Origin of the sequence: Halomonas getboli (genome assembly GCF_023094245.1) — a bacterium.
GTDB lineage: Bacteria > Pseudomonadota > Gammaproteobacteria > Pseudomonadales > Halomonadaceae > Halomonas > Halomonas getboli.
On sequence record NZ_JALMEW010000005.1, the window covers coordinates 287,489 to 302,683 of the forward strand.

Annotated in this window: 16 protein-coding genes; 11 read left to right on the top strand and 5 right to left on the bottom strand. The window is 70.9% G+C overall.

Features of this window, described 5'->3' with window-relative positions; genetic code table 11:
• Positions 1-9: 9 nt before the first annotated feature.
• Positions 10-696, bottom strand: a complete 687-nt coding sequence (gene murU, locus MYL53_RS12570; RefSeq protein ID WP_247854292.1) for an N-acetylmuramate alpha-1-phosphate uridylyltransferase MurU — start codon at positions 694-696, stop codon at positions 10-12.
• Positions 693-1,739 carry an aminoglycoside phosphotransferase family protein gene (locus MYL53_RS12575; protein WP_247854293.1) on the bottom strand — a complete coding sequence of 349 codons (1,047 nt, stop codon included), beginning with the start codon at positions 1,737-1,739 and terminating at the stop codon, positions 693-695. Before MYL53_RS12575 ends, murU begins: the two co-directional genes overlap by 4 nt.
• Positions 1,740-1,900: 161 nt before the next feature.
• Here MYL53_RS12575 and MYL53_RS12580 point away from each other — a divergent pair, with 161 nt between their 5' ends.
• The 8 genes from MYL53_RS12580 (at position 1,901) to MYL53_RS12615 (ending at position 9,763) form a co-directional block, all read left to right on the top strand.
• The gene (locus MYL53_RS12580) at positions 1,901-4,378 is read left to right on the top strand and encodes an LPS-assembly protein LptD (protein WP_247854294.1); all 2,478 of its coding nucleotides are present in this window, start codon (positions 1,901-1,903) and stop codon (positions 4,376-4,378) included.
• A gap of 88 nt (positions 4,379-4,466) precedes the next feature.
• A complete protein-coding gene (locus MYL53_RS12585; RefSeq protein ID WP_247854295.1) occupies positions 4,467-5,105 on the top strand; it encodes a SurA N-terminal domain-containing protein in 639 nt (212 codons plus the stop codon).
• A complete protein-coding gene (pdxA, locus tag MYL53_RS12590; protein ID WP_247854296.1) occupies positions 5,102-6,157 on the top strand; it encodes a 4-hydroxythreonine-4-phosphate dehydrogenase PdxA in 1,056 nt (351 codons plus the stop codon). The genes MYL53_RS12585 and pdxA overlap by 4 nt, the downstream gene beginning before the upstream one ends.
• Positions 6,158-6,194: 37 nt before the next feature.
• Complete coding sequence (gene rsmA, locus MYL53_RS12595; RefSeq protein ID WP_247854297.1) at positions 6,195-7,007, top strand: 16S rRNA (adenine(1518)-N(6)/adenine(1519)-N(6))-dimethyltransferase RsmA; 813 nt, start codon at positions 6,195-6,197, stop codon at positions 7,005-7,007.
• Positions 7,004-7,393, top strand: a complete 390-nt coding sequence (gene apaG / locus MYL53_RS12600) for a Co2+/Mg2+ efflux protein ApaG (RefSeq protein WP_247854298.1) — start codon at positions 7,004-7,006, stop codon at positions 7,391-7,393. The genes rsmA and apaG overlap by 4 nt, the downstream gene beginning before the upstream one ends.
• A 55-nt stretch (positions 7,394-7,448) precedes the next feature.
• Positions 7,449-8,255 (top strand): symmetrical bis(5'-nucleosyl)-tetraphosphatase, encoded by an 807-nt coding sequence (locus MYL53_RS12605; RefSeq protein ID WP_247854299.1) that lies wholly within the window; start codon positions 7,449-7,451, stop codon positions 8,253-8,255.
• Between the two features lie 42 nt (positions 8,256-8,297).
• Positions 8,298-8,618 carry a thiosulfate sulfurtransferase GlpE gene (glpE, locus tag MYL53_RS12610; RefSeq protein WP_247854300.1) on the top strand — a complete coding sequence of 107 codons (321 nt, stop codon included), beginning with the start codon at positions 8,298-8,300 and terminating at the stop codon, positions 8,616-8,618.
• A gap of 2 nt (positions 8,619-8,620) precedes the next feature.
• On the top strand, positions 8,621-9,763 hold the full coding sequence (locus MYL53_RS12615; RefSeq protein WP_345740376.1) for a tRNA nucleotidyltransferase/poly(A) polymerase-related protein: 1,143 nt from the start codon (positions 8,621-8,623) through the stop codon (positions 9,761-9,763).
• Between the two features lie 42 nt (positions 9,764-9,805).
• Here the strand turns inward: MYL53_RS12615 and folK are convergent, their stop codons facing one another.
• Positions 9,806-10,324 carry a 2-amino-4-hydroxy-6-hydroxymethyldihydropteridine diphosphokinase gene (gene folK, locus MYL53_RS12620; protein ID WP_247854301.1) on the bottom strand — a complete coding sequence of 173 codons (519 nt, stop codon included), beginning with the start codon at positions 10,322-10,324 and terminating at the stop codon, positions 9,806-9,808.
• Positions 10,324-10,686, bottom strand: coding sequence for a dihydroneopterin aldolase (folB, locus tag MYL53_RS12625; protein ID WP_247854302.1), 363 nt, complete (start codon positions 10,684-10,686; stop codon positions 10,324-10,326). Before folB ends, folK begins: the two co-directional genes overlap by 1 nt.
• A 150-nt stretch (positions 10,687-10,836) precedes the next feature.
• On the opposite strand from folB, the gene plsY reads away from it, so the two are divergent.
• Positions 10,837-11,424, top strand: coding sequence for a glycerol-3-phosphate 1-O-acyltransferase PlsY (plsY, locus tag MYL53_RS12630; protein ID WP_345740377.1), 588 nt, complete (start codon positions 10,837-10,839; stop codon positions 11,422-11,424).
• A 248-nt stretch (positions 11,425-11,672) separates the two neighbouring features.
• On the opposite strand, the gene tsaD is transcribed toward plsY, so the two are convergent.
• A complete protein-coding gene (tsaD, locus tag MYL53_RS12635) occupies positions 11,673-12,716 on the bottom strand; it encodes a tRNA (adenosine(37)-N6)-threonylcarbamoyltransferase complex transferase subunit TsaD (RefSeq protein WP_247854303.1) in 1,044 nt (347 codons plus the stop codon).
• Positions 12,717-12,993: 277 nt separating this feature from the next.
• On the opposite strand from tsaD, the gene rpsU reads away from it, so the two are divergent.
• Positions 12,994-13,209, top strand: a complete 216-nt coding sequence (gene rpsU / locus MYL53_RS12640) for a 30S ribosomal protein S21 (RefSeq protein WP_013333229.1) — start codon at positions 12,994-12,996, stop codon at positions 13,207-13,209.
• A 142-nt stretch (positions 13,210-13,351) separates the two neighbouring features.
• Entirely contained in the window at positions 13,352-15,190 is a 1,839-nt protein-coding gene (gene dnaG / locus MYL53_RS12645; protein ID WP_247854304.1) for a DNA primase, read from the top strand.
• Positions 15,191-15,195 lie beyond the last annotated feature (5 nt).

Sequence of the window (15,195 nt, forward strand, 5' to 3'; positions counted from 1 at the left end):
CCGCCCGGCTCAGCCCGGGTGGGTGCCGGGGCGCGAGGCGCGCAGCCTGCGGTCCAGCGCCTCGAGGCGGGCGGGGGTGCCGACATCGACCCAGGCGCCGCGATGATGATGGCCGGCGACCCGGCCTTCCGACATGGCCTCGCGCAGCAGCGGGGCCAGGGCGAAGGCGCCGTCGTCGTGGCCGGCGACCAGCGCCGGGTCGAGCAGCGCCAGGCCGGCATAGGTCAGGCGCGGCTCGCCCTCGGGATGCACCCGATCGGCGGCGTCCAGATGGAAGTCGCCAGCGGGATGGTGATCGGGGTTGTCCACCAGTACCAGACGCGCCAGGTCGTCGCCGAGCGGGGCAAGCGTGTCGGGGGCGATATCGCACCAGACGTCGCCGTTGACCAGCCAGAAGGGCGCCTCGCCGAGCAGCGGCAGGGCGCGGCGGATGCCGCCGCCGGTCTCCAGCGGCGCGTCCTCGCAGCTCCAGGCGATCTCGACGCCGAACTCGCGGCCGTCGCCCAGCGCCTCGATGATCTGTTCGGCCCGGTAGCTGACGTTGATCACCACCTGGCGGATGCCGGCCGCGGCCAGCCGCTCCAGGTGGTGGACGATCAGCGGCTTGCCGGCCACCGGCAGCAGCGGCTTGGGGCAGCGGTCGGTGAGCGGGCGCATGCGGGTGCCGAGCCCGGCGGCCAGGATCATCGCCTTCATGCGGCGCCCTCCCGGACGATGCCGTCCTCGATCAGCTTCGCCGCGAGGGCGGGGCGGAAGGTCTCGGCCAGCCAGGCCTTGAAGGCGACGTGGTCGTCGAGCTCGACCAGGGCGTCCTCGAGATGGGCGAGGAAGTGCGGCAGGCGGGCGAGATAGCCGTCGCGCTGGTCGCGCAGGGTCAGCCGGCAGAAGATGCCCAGCACCTTGAGCGCGCGCTGGGCGGCCATGGCGGCCACCATGTCGTGGAAGGCGGCCGGCTCGACCTCGGCGCCGAGCCGGCCGTCGGCGATGGCGCGAACGCGGAAGGCCTCGATCCACTCGGCGCGCCGCGCGGCGTCGAAGCGGCAGTAGCGGCCGTGGAGCAGCGAGATCAGGTCGTAGCTGAGCGGCCCGGCCACGGCGTCCTGAAAGTCGATCAGGTAGAGCGCCTCGTCGACCACCATCAGGTTCATGGCGTCATAGTCACGATGCACGGTGACCACGGGCTGGGCGAGGGCGGATTCGATCAGTGCCTCGCGCAGGGGCTCCCAGCCGGGCGGCGGGGCGACGTCGAGCCAGCGCGACAGGCACCATTCCGGGAACAGGTCGAGCTCGCGGCCGAGCAGGGCGGCGTCGTAGGCCGGCAGCGCGTGCGGCGCGGCACGGTTCTGCAGCTCATGCACGAGCGCCAGGGCGTGCTCGTGCCAGGCCAGGGTCGCCGGATCGTCCTCGCCGTCGAAGCGCGTCTGCAGCGGGGTGTCTCCGAGATCGTCGAGCTCGAGGAAGCCGGCCTCGAGATCCACGGCATGCAGGTGCGGCACCGGCAGGCCGGCGGCTTCCCAGGCCCGGTCGATGGCCGCGAAGGAGGCGCTGTCCTCGCGGTCCGGCGGCGCGTCCATCAGCATGCGCGTGGCGCCGTCGGGCAGGGTCAGCCGATAGTAGCGGCGGAAGCTGGCGTCGCCGGCGGCCAGGCGCAGGTCCAGGGCCTGCGGGTCGAGTCCATGGCGCCGGGCGGCCCAGTGGCGCAGCGGCGTCTGGCGGGCGAGGGCATCGGCCTCTGGCATCTTCACCTCTCGATGTCCGGTGGTGGAGCGTCGGTTGACGGCCCCGTGGCGTCGCCGCATGCTGAGGCCCGACAGCGTCGGCGTGACAGGGACTCGTCGGCGGGACAGGTCGCATGGGGCCTGTATAATACCGATTCACTCCGCCAAGGACATCGTGGAACATGGCCAAGCGACCCTCATGGACGGCCCTGGCAGGCCTGATGACCTCGAGCCTGCTCATCGCCGCCCCCATACTGGCGGCACCTCCCGAGCCGCTGCCCGCCGATCAGCTTGACTGGCAGCCGTGGGGCGCCGACCGGCCGGCGGGCGCCGTGTGCCGTGGGCGCTACGTGATGCCGGACTACCGCCTGGCACAGCCCGCCGACGGGCAGGTCGCCAGCGAGGCCGACAGCGGCGAGTATGGCGCCGAGGGCGAGACCCGGCTCAGCGGCCGGGTGGTGCTGCGTCGGGGCGATACTCAGCTCGAAGCGCCGCGGGTCACGGTGCCGGCGGCCCGCGACCGAGTGCAGGCCGAGGGCCCGGTGGCGCTGCGTGACCGCAACCTGCTGGTGCGCGGCGACGACGCCGAATTCTCGCTCGACAGCGATGCGGCGAGCGTCGAGACCGCCCACTACGTGGCCCACGAGCAGCGCCTGCGTGGCGACGCGGTGCGGCTGGCGCGGCTCGAGGACGGCCGCTACCGGCTGCGCGAGGCCAGCTTTACCACCTGCGAGCCCGGCAACGAGCTGTGGCGTCTGGTCGGCAACGATATCCTGCTGGACCGCGAGAGCGGTTTCGGCACCGCCAAGAACGCCCGCCTCGAGGTCGGTCACGTGCCGGTGTTCTACTGGCCCTGGGTCCGTTTCCCCATCGACGAGCGCCGCCAGACCGGCTTCCTGTGGCCGACGATCGGCGCCTCCGGCAGCGGGCTCGACTACTCCCAGCCCTTCTACTGGAACATCGCCCCCGACCAGGACGCGACCATCACCCCGCGCTGGATCAGCGATCGTGGCCTGCTGATGGGCGGCCAGTATCGCTACCTCTTCCCGTCCGACGCCGGCACCATCGAAGGCGCCTACATCGCCGACGACAAGAGCGCCGGCGACGAGGCCTCGGATTATTCGGACCTCGAGAACGGCGATGAGCGCTGGTACCTGGACTTCCGTCACGCCGGGCGCTTCGACGACCGCACCGACTACCGGCTACGCTACGGCGCGGCCAGCGACGGCGCCTACTTCGATGACTTCGGCCGCGACTTCGCCGAGCAGGACACCGATCACCTGTCGCGGCTGGCCCAGCTCGACTACCGCGGCGACGTCTGGCAGCTGCAGGCCAAGGCCCAGGGCTACCAGAAGCTCGACGATCCGCTGAAGGATGGCGACAAGCCCTTCTATCGCCTGCCGAGCCTCGACGCCCGGGCGCGCTGGTCCCAGAACGGCGGCTTCTACGAGGAGTGGACGTCCAACCTGACCTACTTCTGGCGCGACGTGAATACCGACGAGGATGGCTTCTACGACTTCCGCGACGGGCGGCGGCGCATCCCGGAACGCGAGGCGGCCAACGGCACCCGGCTGCGTCTGGACCCGGCCGTGGGCTGGCGCTTCGATGAGAGCTGGGGCTTCCTCGAGCCGCGCGTCGAGCTCGCCCACCGCTCCTATGACCTGGACTACGGCGACCGCGAGACGTCGAACACCGACACGCCGTCTTTGACCGTGCCGGTGACCTCGATCGACGGCGGCCTGGTGTTCGAGCGCGACCTGAACCTCGGCGGCGGCGACTATCGCCAGACCCTGGAGCCGAGGCTCAACTACGCCTACGTGCCGGCCGAGGACCAGAGCGAGTTCCCGGACTTCGACACCGGCGAGCGCAACTTCTCCTGGAACCAACTGTGGTCGCCGGACCGTTTCTCCGGCGGCGACCGGGTGGGCGACCTCAACCGCCTGTCCTACGGCGTGGAGAGCCGCCTGCTGGAGGACGAGAGCGGCCGCGAGCGGCTGTCGCTGGGCCTCGGCCAGGCGTTCTACTTCGAGGACCGCCACATCGACATGAACGGCGACCCCGATACCCTGCCGGCGAACGAGGATTCCTACGATTACTACAACGCCACCCGTCAGCGCTCGCCGCTGGTCACGCGCCTGGACTGGCAGCTGAGCGACGAGTGGAGCACCCGCTGGCAGTGGCTCTACGACGACCACAAGTCGCGCACCGAGCAGGCCAGCTGGGACCTGCAGTACCGCTCCCATGCCGGTCACGTGCTCAACCTGGGCTATCGCTGGCAGCTCGAGGGCTTCGACGTGTCCGAGGATGACGCCGAGGACAAGCTCGGCTACAACCGCGAGGAAGTCGACGTCTCCGGCGCCTTCAAGGTCAGTCCTCAGGTCGATCTGATCGGTCGCGTCGTCTACGACAACACCAACGACCGGACCCTGGAACAGCTGGCGGGTGTGCAGTGGAACGACTGCTGCTATGGTCTGCAGCTGGTGTGGCGCGAATGGGTCGACGACGAGGACACCGCCAACACCATTGCCGACGACACCACCGATCGCGGGTTCTTCCTGCGCTTCGTGTTCAAGGGGCTGGGCGGCGTCGGCGGCGAAGCGGCCAGCTACTTCGACACCGCCGTGCCGGGCTATCGCAGCACCGACTTCAGCGTGCGCTGAGCCGCGGCGACATCCATGCCTGACGCTCCTCGCGGCCGCATGCCGGCCGCGACGAGACATTCGCTATCGAACGAGAGGAAACACCGACATGCGTAGCCGACACTTCGCCACCCTGCTGCTGGCCCTGCTGCTGGGCACCGCCCCGCTGACCGGGTTGGCCCAGGCGCGTGAGCCCCTGGACCGGATCGTGGCGGTGGTCAACGACGGCGCCATCATGGCCTCCCAGCTCGAGGATCGCTTCGCCCAGACCAAGCGTCAGCTGAGTGCCCGGGGCGTCGACCTGCCGCCGGACGAGGTGCTGCGCCAGCAGGTGCTGGATCGCCTGGTGGTCGAGGAGATCCAGCTGCAGATGGCCCGCGAGGCCAACCTCAGCGTCGACGACACCGAGCTCAACAGCCAGGTGCGCGCCATCGCCCGGAGCAACAACATGACCCTGGACCAGTTCGCCGACGCCCTCGAGGCGGATGGCCTGTCGCTCGGGGTGGTGCGCGATCAGGTGCGCCGCGAGCTGCTGATGCGCGAGCTCCAGCAGCGCCGGGTCGGCAGCCGGGTCAATCTCTCCGAGCGCGAGGTCGACCGCTACATCGAGCAGCAGGGCGGCAACATGAGCCGCGACCAGGCCCGCCAGGCGCTGTTCCAGCGCAAGGCCAACGACGAGATGGAAGACTGGATCCAGGAGATCCGTAGCGAGGCCTTCGTCGACGAGCGGCTCGAGCCGAACGCATGAGCGACGCGCCCGTCATCGCCCTGACCACCGGCGAGCCGGCCGGCATCGGCCCCGAGCTCGCCGTGATGCTGGCGACCGACGGCGCCACCGGCGCGGCGCAGGGGCATCGGCGGGTGGCGGTGGGCGACCCCGAGCTGCTCGCCGAGCGAGCGGGGGCCCTGGGACGGTCGCTCGATATCGTCGAGCTGGCGCCGGGCGAGCCGGTGCCCGAGCCCCGGCCCGGCCGGCTGCCGGTGTGGCCGGTGGCGCTCGCCGCGCCCTGCCGGCCCGGGGTGCTCGACGTTCGCAACGGCGACTACGTGCTCGAGACCCTGGATCGCGCCGTCGCCGGCTGCCGGGCCGGCGAGGCCGCCGGGATGGTGACCGCGCCGCTGCACAAGGCGGTGATCCGTGAGGCCGGTCACGTCGACTTCACCGGCCACACCGAATACCTGCGCGACGCCTGCGGCGTCGACGAGGTGGTGATGATGCTCGCCACCGACCGCGCCCTGCACGCCGCCGGTGCCGACTGGCACGGCCCGCGGGCGCTGCGCGTGGCGCTCGCCACCACCCACCTGCCGCTGCGCGAGGTGAGCGACGCGGTGACGCCCGAGCGGCTGACGCGCCTGCTGCGCATCCTCGACGCCGACCTCAAACGCTGGTTCGGCCTGGACGCGCCGCGCATCGCCGTGTGCGGGCTCAATCCCCACGCCGGGGAGGGCGGCCACCTCGGCCGCGAGGAACTCGAGGTGATCGCCCCGACCCTGGCGAGGCTGCGCCGCGAGGGCCTGACCCTTGACGGGCCGCTGCCGGCGGATACCCTGTTCACCCCGCGCCACCTGGCCGAGGCCGACGCCGTGCTGGCGATGTATCATGACCAGGGCCTGCCGGTGCTCAAGTACGCCGGCTTCGGCCGCGCCGCCAACATCACCCTGGGCCTGCCGCTGGTGCGCACCTCGGTGGACCACGGTACCGCCCTCGACCTGGCCGGCAGCGGCCGCGCCGATCCCGGCAGCCTGGCGGTGGCCGAGGCGCTGGCCGCCGACATGGCCCGCCGCGCCGGCCGTGGCTGAGCGTGGCACCCCCGATTCGAACAGAAGGACAGACCGCATGGCATCCCGCCCCCAGGGTCATCGCGCCCGCAAGCGCTTCGGCCAGAACTTCCTGCGCGACCCCGGCATCATCTCGCGGCTGGTCCGCGCCATCGGCGCCCGCCCCGGCGAGCGGCTGGTGGAGATCGGCCCCGGCCAGGGCGCCCTGACCGAGCCGCTGCTGGAGGCGGCGGGCGGGCATCTCGAGGTCATCGAGCTGGACCGTGACCTGATTCCCGGGCTGCGTGTGCAGTTCTTCGACCAGCCCGGCTTCGTGATCCACGAGGGCGATGCGCTCAAGGTCGACTTCCGCGAGCTGCGCGGCGAGGGCCCGGCGCTGCGGGTGGTGGGCAACCTGCCCTACAATATCTCCACGCCGCTGATCTCCCATCTGCTGCAGGCCGGCGACGCCGTGGCCGACATGCACTTCATGCTGCAGAAGGAGGTCGTCGACCGCCTGGCGGCGCCGCCCGGTGGCGGCGAGCGCGGTCGCCTCTCGGTGCTGGCCCAGTACTACTGCTCGGTCGAGTCGCTGTTCATCGTGCCGCCGGAGTCCTTCGTGCCGCGGCCCAAGGTGGACTCCGCCATCGTGCGCCTGACGCCCCACGCCGAGCGGCCGGACGTCGCCCGCGACGAGACGCTGCTGTTCGACGTGGTCCGCGAGGCCTTCGCCCAGCGGCGCAAGACGCTGCGCAACAACCTCAAGGGACGGATCGACGCCGCGGCCCTGGAGGCGCTCGGCATCGATCCGACCCGACGGCCCCAGACCCTGAGCGTGGCGGAGTTCGTGCGCATCGCCAACCATCTGGCCGAGGAGGGCAGCGCCTCATGACGGCACCGGTCCTGGGCGACGAGATTCGCGTGGACGTGGAGCCGGCCTTCCGCGAGGACGAGTCTGCCCCCGAGGAAGAGCGCTTCGTGTTCAGCTACACCATCACCGTGCACAACCACTCCGGGCACAGCATGCAGCTGCTGGCGCGCCACTGGAAGATCACCCAGAGCAGCGGCGAGACCCAGGAAGTGCGCGGCAAGGGCGTGGTCGGCCAGCAGCCGCTGATCGGCCCCGGCCAGACCTTCCGCTATACCAGTCGAGCGATCCTCGACGGCCCGGTGGGCGTGATGGAAGGTGCCTTCACCTGCGTCGACACCGCCACCCAGCGCCCCTTCGAGGTGGCCGTCGCGCCCTTCCGGCTGGCCGGCCCCAACCAGGTGCACTGAGGCGTTCGCCGAACGCCGCTTCATCCCGATTCATCCGAGACCGCGAGGACGCGCCATGACCACCTACGCCGTCGGCGATCTCCAGGGCTGTCACGAGGAGTTCGTGGCCCTGCTCGAGCGCCTCGACTTCGATCCACGCCGCGACCGGCTTTGGCTGGCCGGCGACCTGGTCAATCGCGGCCGCGGCTCGCTGGGCTGCCTGCGCGAGGTCATGGCCCTGGGCGACGCCGCCCGGGTGGTGCTCGGCAATCACGACCTGCACCTGCTTGCGGTGGCCCGCGGCGGCGCGCGGCTCAAGCGCAAGGACACCCTCGACGCCATCCTCGCCGCGCCGGACCGCGAGCGCGTGCTCGACTGGCTGCAGAGCCGCCCGCTGGTGGTGCGCGACGGCGAGACCCTGATGAGCCACGCCGGGCTGCCGCCCCAGTGGACGCTGGATCAGGCCGAGCCGCTGGCCGCCGAGGTGGCCGAACGGCTCGGCGGCGAGCGTGCCGGTGCCTTCCTCGAGCGGATGTATGGCAACGAGCCGGCTCGCTGGCGCGACGACCTGGACGGCCTCGACCGGCTGCGGGCGATCGTCAACGTCTTCACCCGCATGCGCTTCATCGCCGCCGACGGCACCCTGGACTTCAGCGCCAAGGAAGGCCTCGACAGCGCGCCGCCGGGCTTCGCGCCCTGGTTCCAGTACCCCCGCGACGACGATCCGCGGCTGCTGTTCGGCCACTGGGCGGCACTCGAGGGCAAGACCCCGGGCAGCCGGGTGCGGGCCGAGGCGCTGGATACCGGCTGCGTCTGGGGCGGGGCGCTGACCGCCTTCGACCTCGAGAGCGGCGAGCGCATTAGCGTACCCAGCCGCCACTGATTTTCTCTTTCTCCCTCTATCCTCTCGCTCCCTGGAGATCCGATGAGCTTCCAGCACCTGGACATTCCCACCCTGGCCGAGTGGCTCGATGCCGGTTCGCCGCTGACCCTGGTCGACATCCGCGACCCGGCGAGCTATGCCGCCGGCCACATCCCCGGCTGCCGCCACCTGGACAACGACAGCGTCACGGCCCTGCTGGCCGAGGCGCCTCGCGAGACGCCGCTGGTGGTGGTCTGCTACCACGGCCACTCCAGCCAGCAGGCCGCGGCCTGGCTGGCCGGCCAGGGCTTCGAGACGGTCTACAGCCTCGACGGCGGCTTTACCGACTGGCAGCACCGTCTGCCCGAGCGCGTGGAGGCCTGAGCGTGCCGACCCGCGATGCCCGCCTCGACGGCCTGATCGTCTACCGGGTCGGTGGCGCCGTTCGCGACGCCCGGCTCGGCTGGCCGGTCACCGACGTCGACTGGGTGGTGGTCGGCGCCACGCCCGAGGCCATGACCCGACGAGGCTTCCGGGCGGTGGGTCGCGACTTCCCGGTGTTTCTGCATCCGAAGACCCATGAGGAGTTCGCCCTGGCGCGCACCGAGCGCAAGGCCGGCCATGGCTATACCGGCTTCGAGGTTCATGCGAGCCCCGAGGTCAGCCTCGAGCAGGACCTGGTGCGCCGCGACCTGACCATCAACGCCATGGCCGAGACCCCCGAAGGCGAGCTGGTCGACCCCTACGGCGGTCTTCACGACCTCGAGGCCCGGGTGCTGCGCCACGTCTCGCCAGCCTTCGTCGAGGACCCGCTACGGGTGCTGCGTACGGCGCGTTTTCTGGCCCGCTACGCCGGGCTCGGCTTCGTGATCGCCCCGGAAACCCGCGAGCTGATGCGTCGGCTGGCCGCCAGCGGCGAGCTCGGTCATCTGGTGGCCGAGCGCGTCTGGACCGAGACCGAGAAGGCGCTGGGCGAGCCCTGGCCGGATGTCTACTTCCAGGCTCTGCACGACTGCGGCGCCCTGGCGGCGCTGATGCCGGAGCTGACGGCGGACGCCGCGGCACTGGACGAGGCGCTGGGCCGGCTGGCGCGGCTGCCCGAGGACATGGCCGATGAGGGGGCGCCGCACTGGCGCTGGGCGCGGCTGGTCGAACATCTCGGCGCCGAGACCCGCGAGGCCCTGGCCGAGCGCCTGAAGCTGCCCCGGGCACCGCGCCGGCTGGGCGATCAGGCGGCGGCGACCCGCCGGCTGGTGGCCGAGGCGCGATCGGGCGAGCTGGACGGCGCACGGGTAATGGCCTGGCTCGATGGCATCAATGCCTGGCGTCAGGGCGAGCGGGTGTCCTCGCTGATCAGCCTGGTGAGCATGGAAGAGCCGGCGCTGGCCGAGGATCTGGCCGTGGCCTGGCGCCTGGCGGGGCAGATCCTGCCCCGCGGGCTGGTCGAGGAGGGCTATCAGGGCCGCGAGCTGGGCGAGGAGCTGGCCCGGCGGCGCCGGGCCGCCATCGATGAGGTGCTGGCGGGCTAAGGGTCTGGCGAACCGGGCAGGCGATCCGATAAAGCGCGCGGATCAGACGTCGAACGGCAGGCGCTTTCCGCGCCACGGGAAGTCGGCCGGCCACAGGGCCTGGTCGTCGGCCTCGAAGGCTGCCCAGAGATCGGCGTAGCGACGGCCGTCCTCGGGATGACGAGCGTCGGGCAGCAGCTCCGCCAGCGGCTTCAGCACGAAGGCGTGATGACGGATCTCGGCCCGCGGCAGGGCGACGCCGTCGTGCTCGCCGGTCAGCTCGCCGACGGTGAGCAGGTCGACGTCCAGGGTGCGGGGGCTGAACTTGGGGCTGTCGGCGCGGCGGCCGTTGGCGAACTCGAGCCGCTTGCACCAGGCCTGCAGCTCGCCCACCGACCAGTCGCTGTCGAAGGCCGCCACCAGGTTGTAGAAGTTGCGGCCGTCCTCGAAGCCGACCGGTTCGCTCTCGTAGACCCGCGACAGGCGCAGGCCGTCGAAACTCTCGGCCAGGGCGTCGAGACAGGCGGTCAGGTGCGTCTCGCGCTCGATGTTGCTGCCGATGCTGACGGTGACGAGGGCCATCAGGTCGCGCTCCGCTGGCCACGCTCGATGCGCACGCCGACCGCGCTGGCGGCGGGTACCGCGCCCGGCTTGCGCAGTGTCAGGCGAATCCAGGCGATGCCGTATTCGCGGCGCAGGGCATCGACCAGGCGCTCGGCGAAGGTCTCCACCAGCTCGAAGCTGTGTTCGGCGCCGAAGCGGGCGATGCGCTCGCTGATGGCGGCATAGTCGAGGGTCTGGGCGATGTCGTCGTCGGCCGCCGCGGGGCGGATGTCGGTGGCCAGCTCCAGGTCCAGAACCAGGGTCTGGGTGAGGGTGCGCTCCCAGTCGTAGACGCCGATCACGGTGTCGACCTTCAGCGCTTCGATCAGTACGAGATCCATCTTGGGCTCTCCGAGCCGTGGCAAGGGGCGGCGGCAGTGCCGGATTGGGCGGCGATTGTACGCGAGCCGGTCGGCCGGCGACAGCGCCGACGCTGTTCCCGCGGCCGCGAGGCTGGCAGAATCGAGACACTTTCCGCTTGAGGGCCGGCCGTGCTGACCCAACTCGAACTCGTGCTGCCGCTGATGGCGCTGGGCTATCTCAGCGGCACCTGGCTGGGGGCGATCACGGTGTGCCGCCTGGCCGGCCGCGTCGATCCGCGCCTGGCCGGCTCCGGCAATCCCGGCTTCTCCAACGTGCTGCGGCTCTATGGCACGCGGCTGGCCCTGATCACGCTGCTGGTCGATGCCGTCAAGGGCATGCCGGTGCTGGGGCTCGCCATGCTGCTGGGGCTGTCACCCTGGGGGCAGGGACTGGTCGGCCTCGGGGTGCTGCTCGGACACAGCTATCCGGCCTGGTACCGCTTCCGCGGTGGCAAGGCGGTGGCCAGCGCCTTCGGCGTGATGCTGGTGCTGACGCCCGGCGTGGCGCTGTGCTGCGCGACCCTGTGGTGCCTGCTGGCCTGGCGGGTGCGCACTGCCGCGGTGGCGTCGCTGGCCAGCGCCGCGCTGGCCCCGCTGGCCGCGATCTGGCTGGCGCCCGACTACGTGCCGGTGGTGATCGGCTTCACGCTGCTGGTGCTGGGGCGCCATGCGCTGAATATTCGTCGGTTGGGGCGGGGCGACGAACACGGGCTGTAAGCCGCCCGGCTGCGCCGGGCTTCAAGCTATAAGCCCTAGGCTGCAAGCCGCGATAAAACCCGCTTAAGGTGGTCCTATCCTGGCCTCGAACCTCGAACCTCGAACCTCGAACCTCGAACCTCGAACCTCAGCGTCCGCCCGGCGGCTCGAGCCCGTCCATCGGCCAGCGCGGCACGGCCTGCATCTGCCCCACGACGTCGCGTTCGCCGGCCAGCAGACGCTGTGCGCCGTGACCATGGAAAGCGCGATCATCGCCCTTCAGTGTTGGGGCGTGTCAGCGTCTCCATCGGCCAGCGCGGCACGGCCTGCATCTGACCCACGACGTCGCGTTCGCCGGCCAGCAGACGCTGTGCGCCCACATAGGCGATCATGGCCCCGTTGTCGGTGCAGAAACGCCCGCGCGGATAGAACACCTCGGCGTGGCGCTTGGCGGCCTCGAGGCCGAGGCGCTCGCGCAGCCGGGCGTTGGCGCTGACGCCGCCGGCCACCACCAGCCGCTTGAGACCGGTCTGGTCGAGGGCGCGGCGGCACTTGATCACCAGGGTGTCGACCACGGCCTCCTCGAAGGCGCGGGCCACGTCGGCGCGGGCGGCGTCATCGAGCTCGCCGTCGGCCTCGAGCCGGCGGATCGCGGTCAGGGTGTGGGTCTTGAGCCCGGAGAAGCTGAAGTCCAGCCCCGGGCGGTCGGTCATGGGCCGCGGGAAGCGGAAGCGCTTGGGATCGCCGCTCTCGGCCAGGCGCGCCACGGCGGGGCCGCCGGGGTAGTCCAGGCCGAGCATCTTGGCGGCCTTGTCGAAGGCCTCGCCGGCGGCGTCGTCCACCGATTCGCCGAGCAGGCGATATCGGCCGAGGTCTTCGACCTCGACCAGCTGGGTGTGGCCGCCGGAGACCAGCAGCGCCACGAAGGGAAAGGCCGGCGGCGCGTCCTCCAGCATCGGCGCCAGCAGGTGGCCTTCCATGTGGTGCACGCCCAGCACCGGGATGTCGAGTGCCCGGGCCAGGCCGTGGGCAGTGCTGGCGCCGACCATCAGCGCACCCACCAGGCCGGGGCCGGCGGTGTAGGCGATGGCGTCCAGCTCGCCGCGGGTCACGCCGGCATCATCGAGCACGGTCTGGATCAGCGGCAGCAGGCGACGGGTATGGTCGCGGCTGGCCAGCTCCGGCACCACGCCGCCGTATTCGGCGTGCATGGCGATCTGGCTGTGCAGGGCGTCGGCAGCGAGGCCGCGCTCGGTGTCATAGAGGGCGACGCCGGTCTCGTCGCAGGAGGTCTCGATGCCCAATACGCGCATGGTCATGGCTCGGTACGGCGGAAAGGGCGCCATTCTACGCCTTTTGCGCCCTCTGCGGCAGGGGCGAGAGGCGAAACGGTTTGCATGGCCGTGGCACGACGACTAGAATACTGTGCGCTGCAAGACTGGGTCGTGCGCCCAGGGTCTGGCTTCCTGTCTCTCCCTTCCGTTTTTCCGCCTCGCGTCGCGAGGTCGTCGGCAGTCGTGAGGCATGGCGAGCGTCCCTGAAGGCGTGCGTTCAAACCGAACTCAAGTTTTCAAGGTAGGTGAGTGCTTAATGCCTTCTGTCAAAGTACGCGATAACGAGCCGTTTGACGTCGCACTGCGTCGCTTCAAGCGTTCCTGTGAAAAAGCCGGTGTTCTGTCCGAGGTTCGCCGCCGCGAGCAGTACGAGAAGCCGACCGCAGAGCGCAAGCGCAAGGCGGCTGCTGCCGTCAAGCGTCACGCCAAGAAGCTTCAGCGTGAGCGCAAGCGTTTCGAACGGCTCTATTGATCCGTACTTGGGTCGACCGGCTCGCTAGCGGGTCGACTCGGGAGGAGCGCCAAGCGGCCGCCGTTCGGTGGCCGCTTGTTTTTTCGCCCATGCTCCCGGGCCTGGCTTTCAACTCTGCTTTCAACCCCGACTGGATTGTCTGATGGCCGGTCAGATCCCGCAGCGTTTCATCGATGACCTGCTGGCCCGCGTCGACGTGGTCGAGGTGGTCGGCGAGCGGGTCAAGCTCAAGAAGGCCGGTCGCAATCATTCCGGTCTCTGTCCCTTCCACCAGGAAAAGTCGCCGTCCTTTACCGTCAGTGCCGACAAGCAGTTCTATCACTGCTTCGGCTGCGGCGCCCACGGTAACGCCCTGCGCTTCCTGATGGAGTACGACAACCTGCGTTTCCCCGAGGCGGTGGAGCATCTCGCCGCCCGGCAGGGGCTCGAGGTGCCGCGCGAGGGCGCCGACGATCCGCGGGCCCAGGCCCGCGAGCGCAAGCGCAAGGAAGGCGTCAACCTGCTCGAGCTCTCGGCGAGCTTCTTCCGCGAGCGCCTGAAGATGCCCGAGGGGCAGGGCGCGCGGGAGTACATCGAGCGCCGCGGGCTGTCGCCGGAGGTCGTGCGCGACTTCGGCATCGGCTATGCCCCGGGCGGCTGGGAGTCGCTCAAGCGGCATCTCGGCGAACAGGGCATCGCCGAACCGGTGCAGATCGAATACGGCCTGCTGGTGCATCGCGAGGACAGCGGGCGCACCTATGATCGCTTCCGCGATCGGGTGATGTTTCCGATCCGCGATATCCGCGGGCGCACCATCGCCTTCGGCGGGCGGGTGCTGGGCGATGCCAAGCCCAAGTACCTGAACTCCCCGGAGACGCCGGTCTTCCATAAGGGGCGCGAGCTGTACGGCCTCTACGAGGCGCGTCAGGCCAATCCGCGCCTCGAGCGACTGGTGATCGTCGAGGGCTACATGGACGTGGTGGCGCTGGCCCAGTTCGGCATCCGCAATGCGGTGGCGACCCTGGGCACGGCCACCACCGAGGATCACCTGGGGCGGCTGTTCCGCATGGTCGACGAGGTGGTGTTCTGCTTCGACGGCGACCGCGCCGGCCGTCAGGCAGCGACCCGGGCGCTGGAGACGGTGCTGCCGCAGATGATCGACGGCCGCCAGGCGCGCTTCCTGTTCCTGCCCGACGGCGAGGATCCGGATACCCTGGTGCGCCGCGAGGGCCCCGAGGCCTTCGAGGATCGCGTGACCTGCGCCAGCCCGCTGTCGGAGTTCCTCTTCGAGCAGGCCGCCGAGGGGCGCGACCTGGAGCGGTTGGAGGAACGTGAACGCTTCGCCAGCCGGGTGCTGGGCGCCATCGGCAGGCTGCCCGACGGGGTGATGAAGTCGCTGCTGTTGACGGAACTCTCGCGGCGCACCGGCGTCGATCAGTCAAGCTTCGAGTCGCTGATGTCCCGCGGCGAGGCCTTGGTCGATGAGGTGCCGCCGGCCGACATGCCGCCGGAATGGGCGGGCTCGGCGCCGCCTCCAGGCGAGGGCGCCGCGAATGGCAGGCCGGCCTCCGCCGGGCAGGCGTCGCTGGGCCAGATGGCGAGGGCGCTGCAGCTACTGGTGCACGAGCCGGCGCTGGTCGAGCGCCTGCCGGAGGACGACGAGTGGTGTGACCAGCACGATCCGGACGCCGGGCTGTGCCGCGAGGTGATCAGACTGCTGAGGGCGGGCGGCTATCGCAGCGCCCAGGTGCTGCTGGCGCACTTTCACGGCACGCCGGAGGGTGAGCGCCTGGCGGCGCTGGCGAGGCGGGCGCCGCTGGTGCCGCGGGGCCTCCGCGGCGCCGAGCTCGACAACTGGGTGGCCTACTTTCAGCGCCACCGGCGGCGGCAGTCGCCGCAGGAGGAGTACGACACCCTGCTGGCGAGGGAGCGCGCCGGGGAGCGGCTGTCCAGGGAGGAGCGTCAGCGGCTGATGGTGCTGCTGACCGAGCTCAAGGGATGACGGGC

Bases quoted from the DNA above. Each gene is read 5' to 3' on its own strand.
- murU (WP_247854292.1), bottom strand. From the start codon at position 696: ATGAAGGCGATGATCCTGGCCGCCGGGCTCGGCACCCGCATGCGCCCG.
- MYL53_RS12575 (WP_247854293.1), bottom strand. From the start codon at position 1,739: ATGCCAGAGGCCGATGCCCTCGCCCGCCAGACGCCGCTGCGCCACTGG.
- MYL53_RS12580 (WP_247854294.1), top strand. From the start codon at position 1,901: ATGGCCAAGCGACCCTCATGGACGGCCCTGGCAGGCCTGATGACCTCG.
- MYL53_RS12585 (WP_247854295.1), top strand. From the start codon at position 4,467: ATGCGTAGCCGACACTTCGCCACCCTGCTGCTGGCCCTGCTGCTGGGC.
- pdxA (WP_247854296.1), top strand. From the start codon at position 5,102: ATGAGCGACGCGCCCGTCATCGCCCTGACCACCGGCGAGCCGGCCGGC.
- rsmA (WP_247854297.1), top strand. From the start codon at position 6,195: ATGGCATCCCGCCCCCAGGGTCATCGCGCCCGCAAGCGCTTCGGCCAG.
- apaG (WP_247854298.1), top strand. From the start codon at position 7,004: ATGACGGCACCGGTCCTGGGCGACGAGATTCGCGTGGACGTGGAGCCG.
- MYL53_RS12605 (WP_247854299.1), top strand. From the start codon at position 7,449: ATGACCACCTACGCCGTCGGCGATCTCCAGGGCTGTCACGAGGAGTTC.
- glpE (WP_247854300.1), top strand. From the start codon at position 8,298: ATGAGCTTCCAGCACCTGGACATTCCCACCCTGGCCGAGTGGCTCGAT.
- folK (WP_247854301.1), bottom strand. From the start codon at position 10,324: ATGGCCCTCGTCACCGTCAGCATCGGCAGCAACATCGAGCGCGAGACG.
- folB (WP_247854302.1), bottom strand. From the start codon at position 10,686: ATGGATCTCGTACTGATCGAAGCGCTGAAGGTCGACACCGTGATCGGC.
- tsaD (WP_247854303.1), bottom strand. From the start codon at position 12,716: ATGCGCGTATTGGGCATCGAGACCTCCTGCGACGAGACCGGCGTCGCC.
- rpsU (WP_013333229.1), top strand. From the start codon at position 12,994: ATGCCTTCTGTCAAAGTACGCGATAACGAGCCGTTTGACGTCGCACTG.
- dnaG (WP_247854304.1), top strand. From the start codon at position 13,352: ATGGCCGGTCAGATCCCGCAGCGTTTCATCGATGACCTGCTGGCCCGC.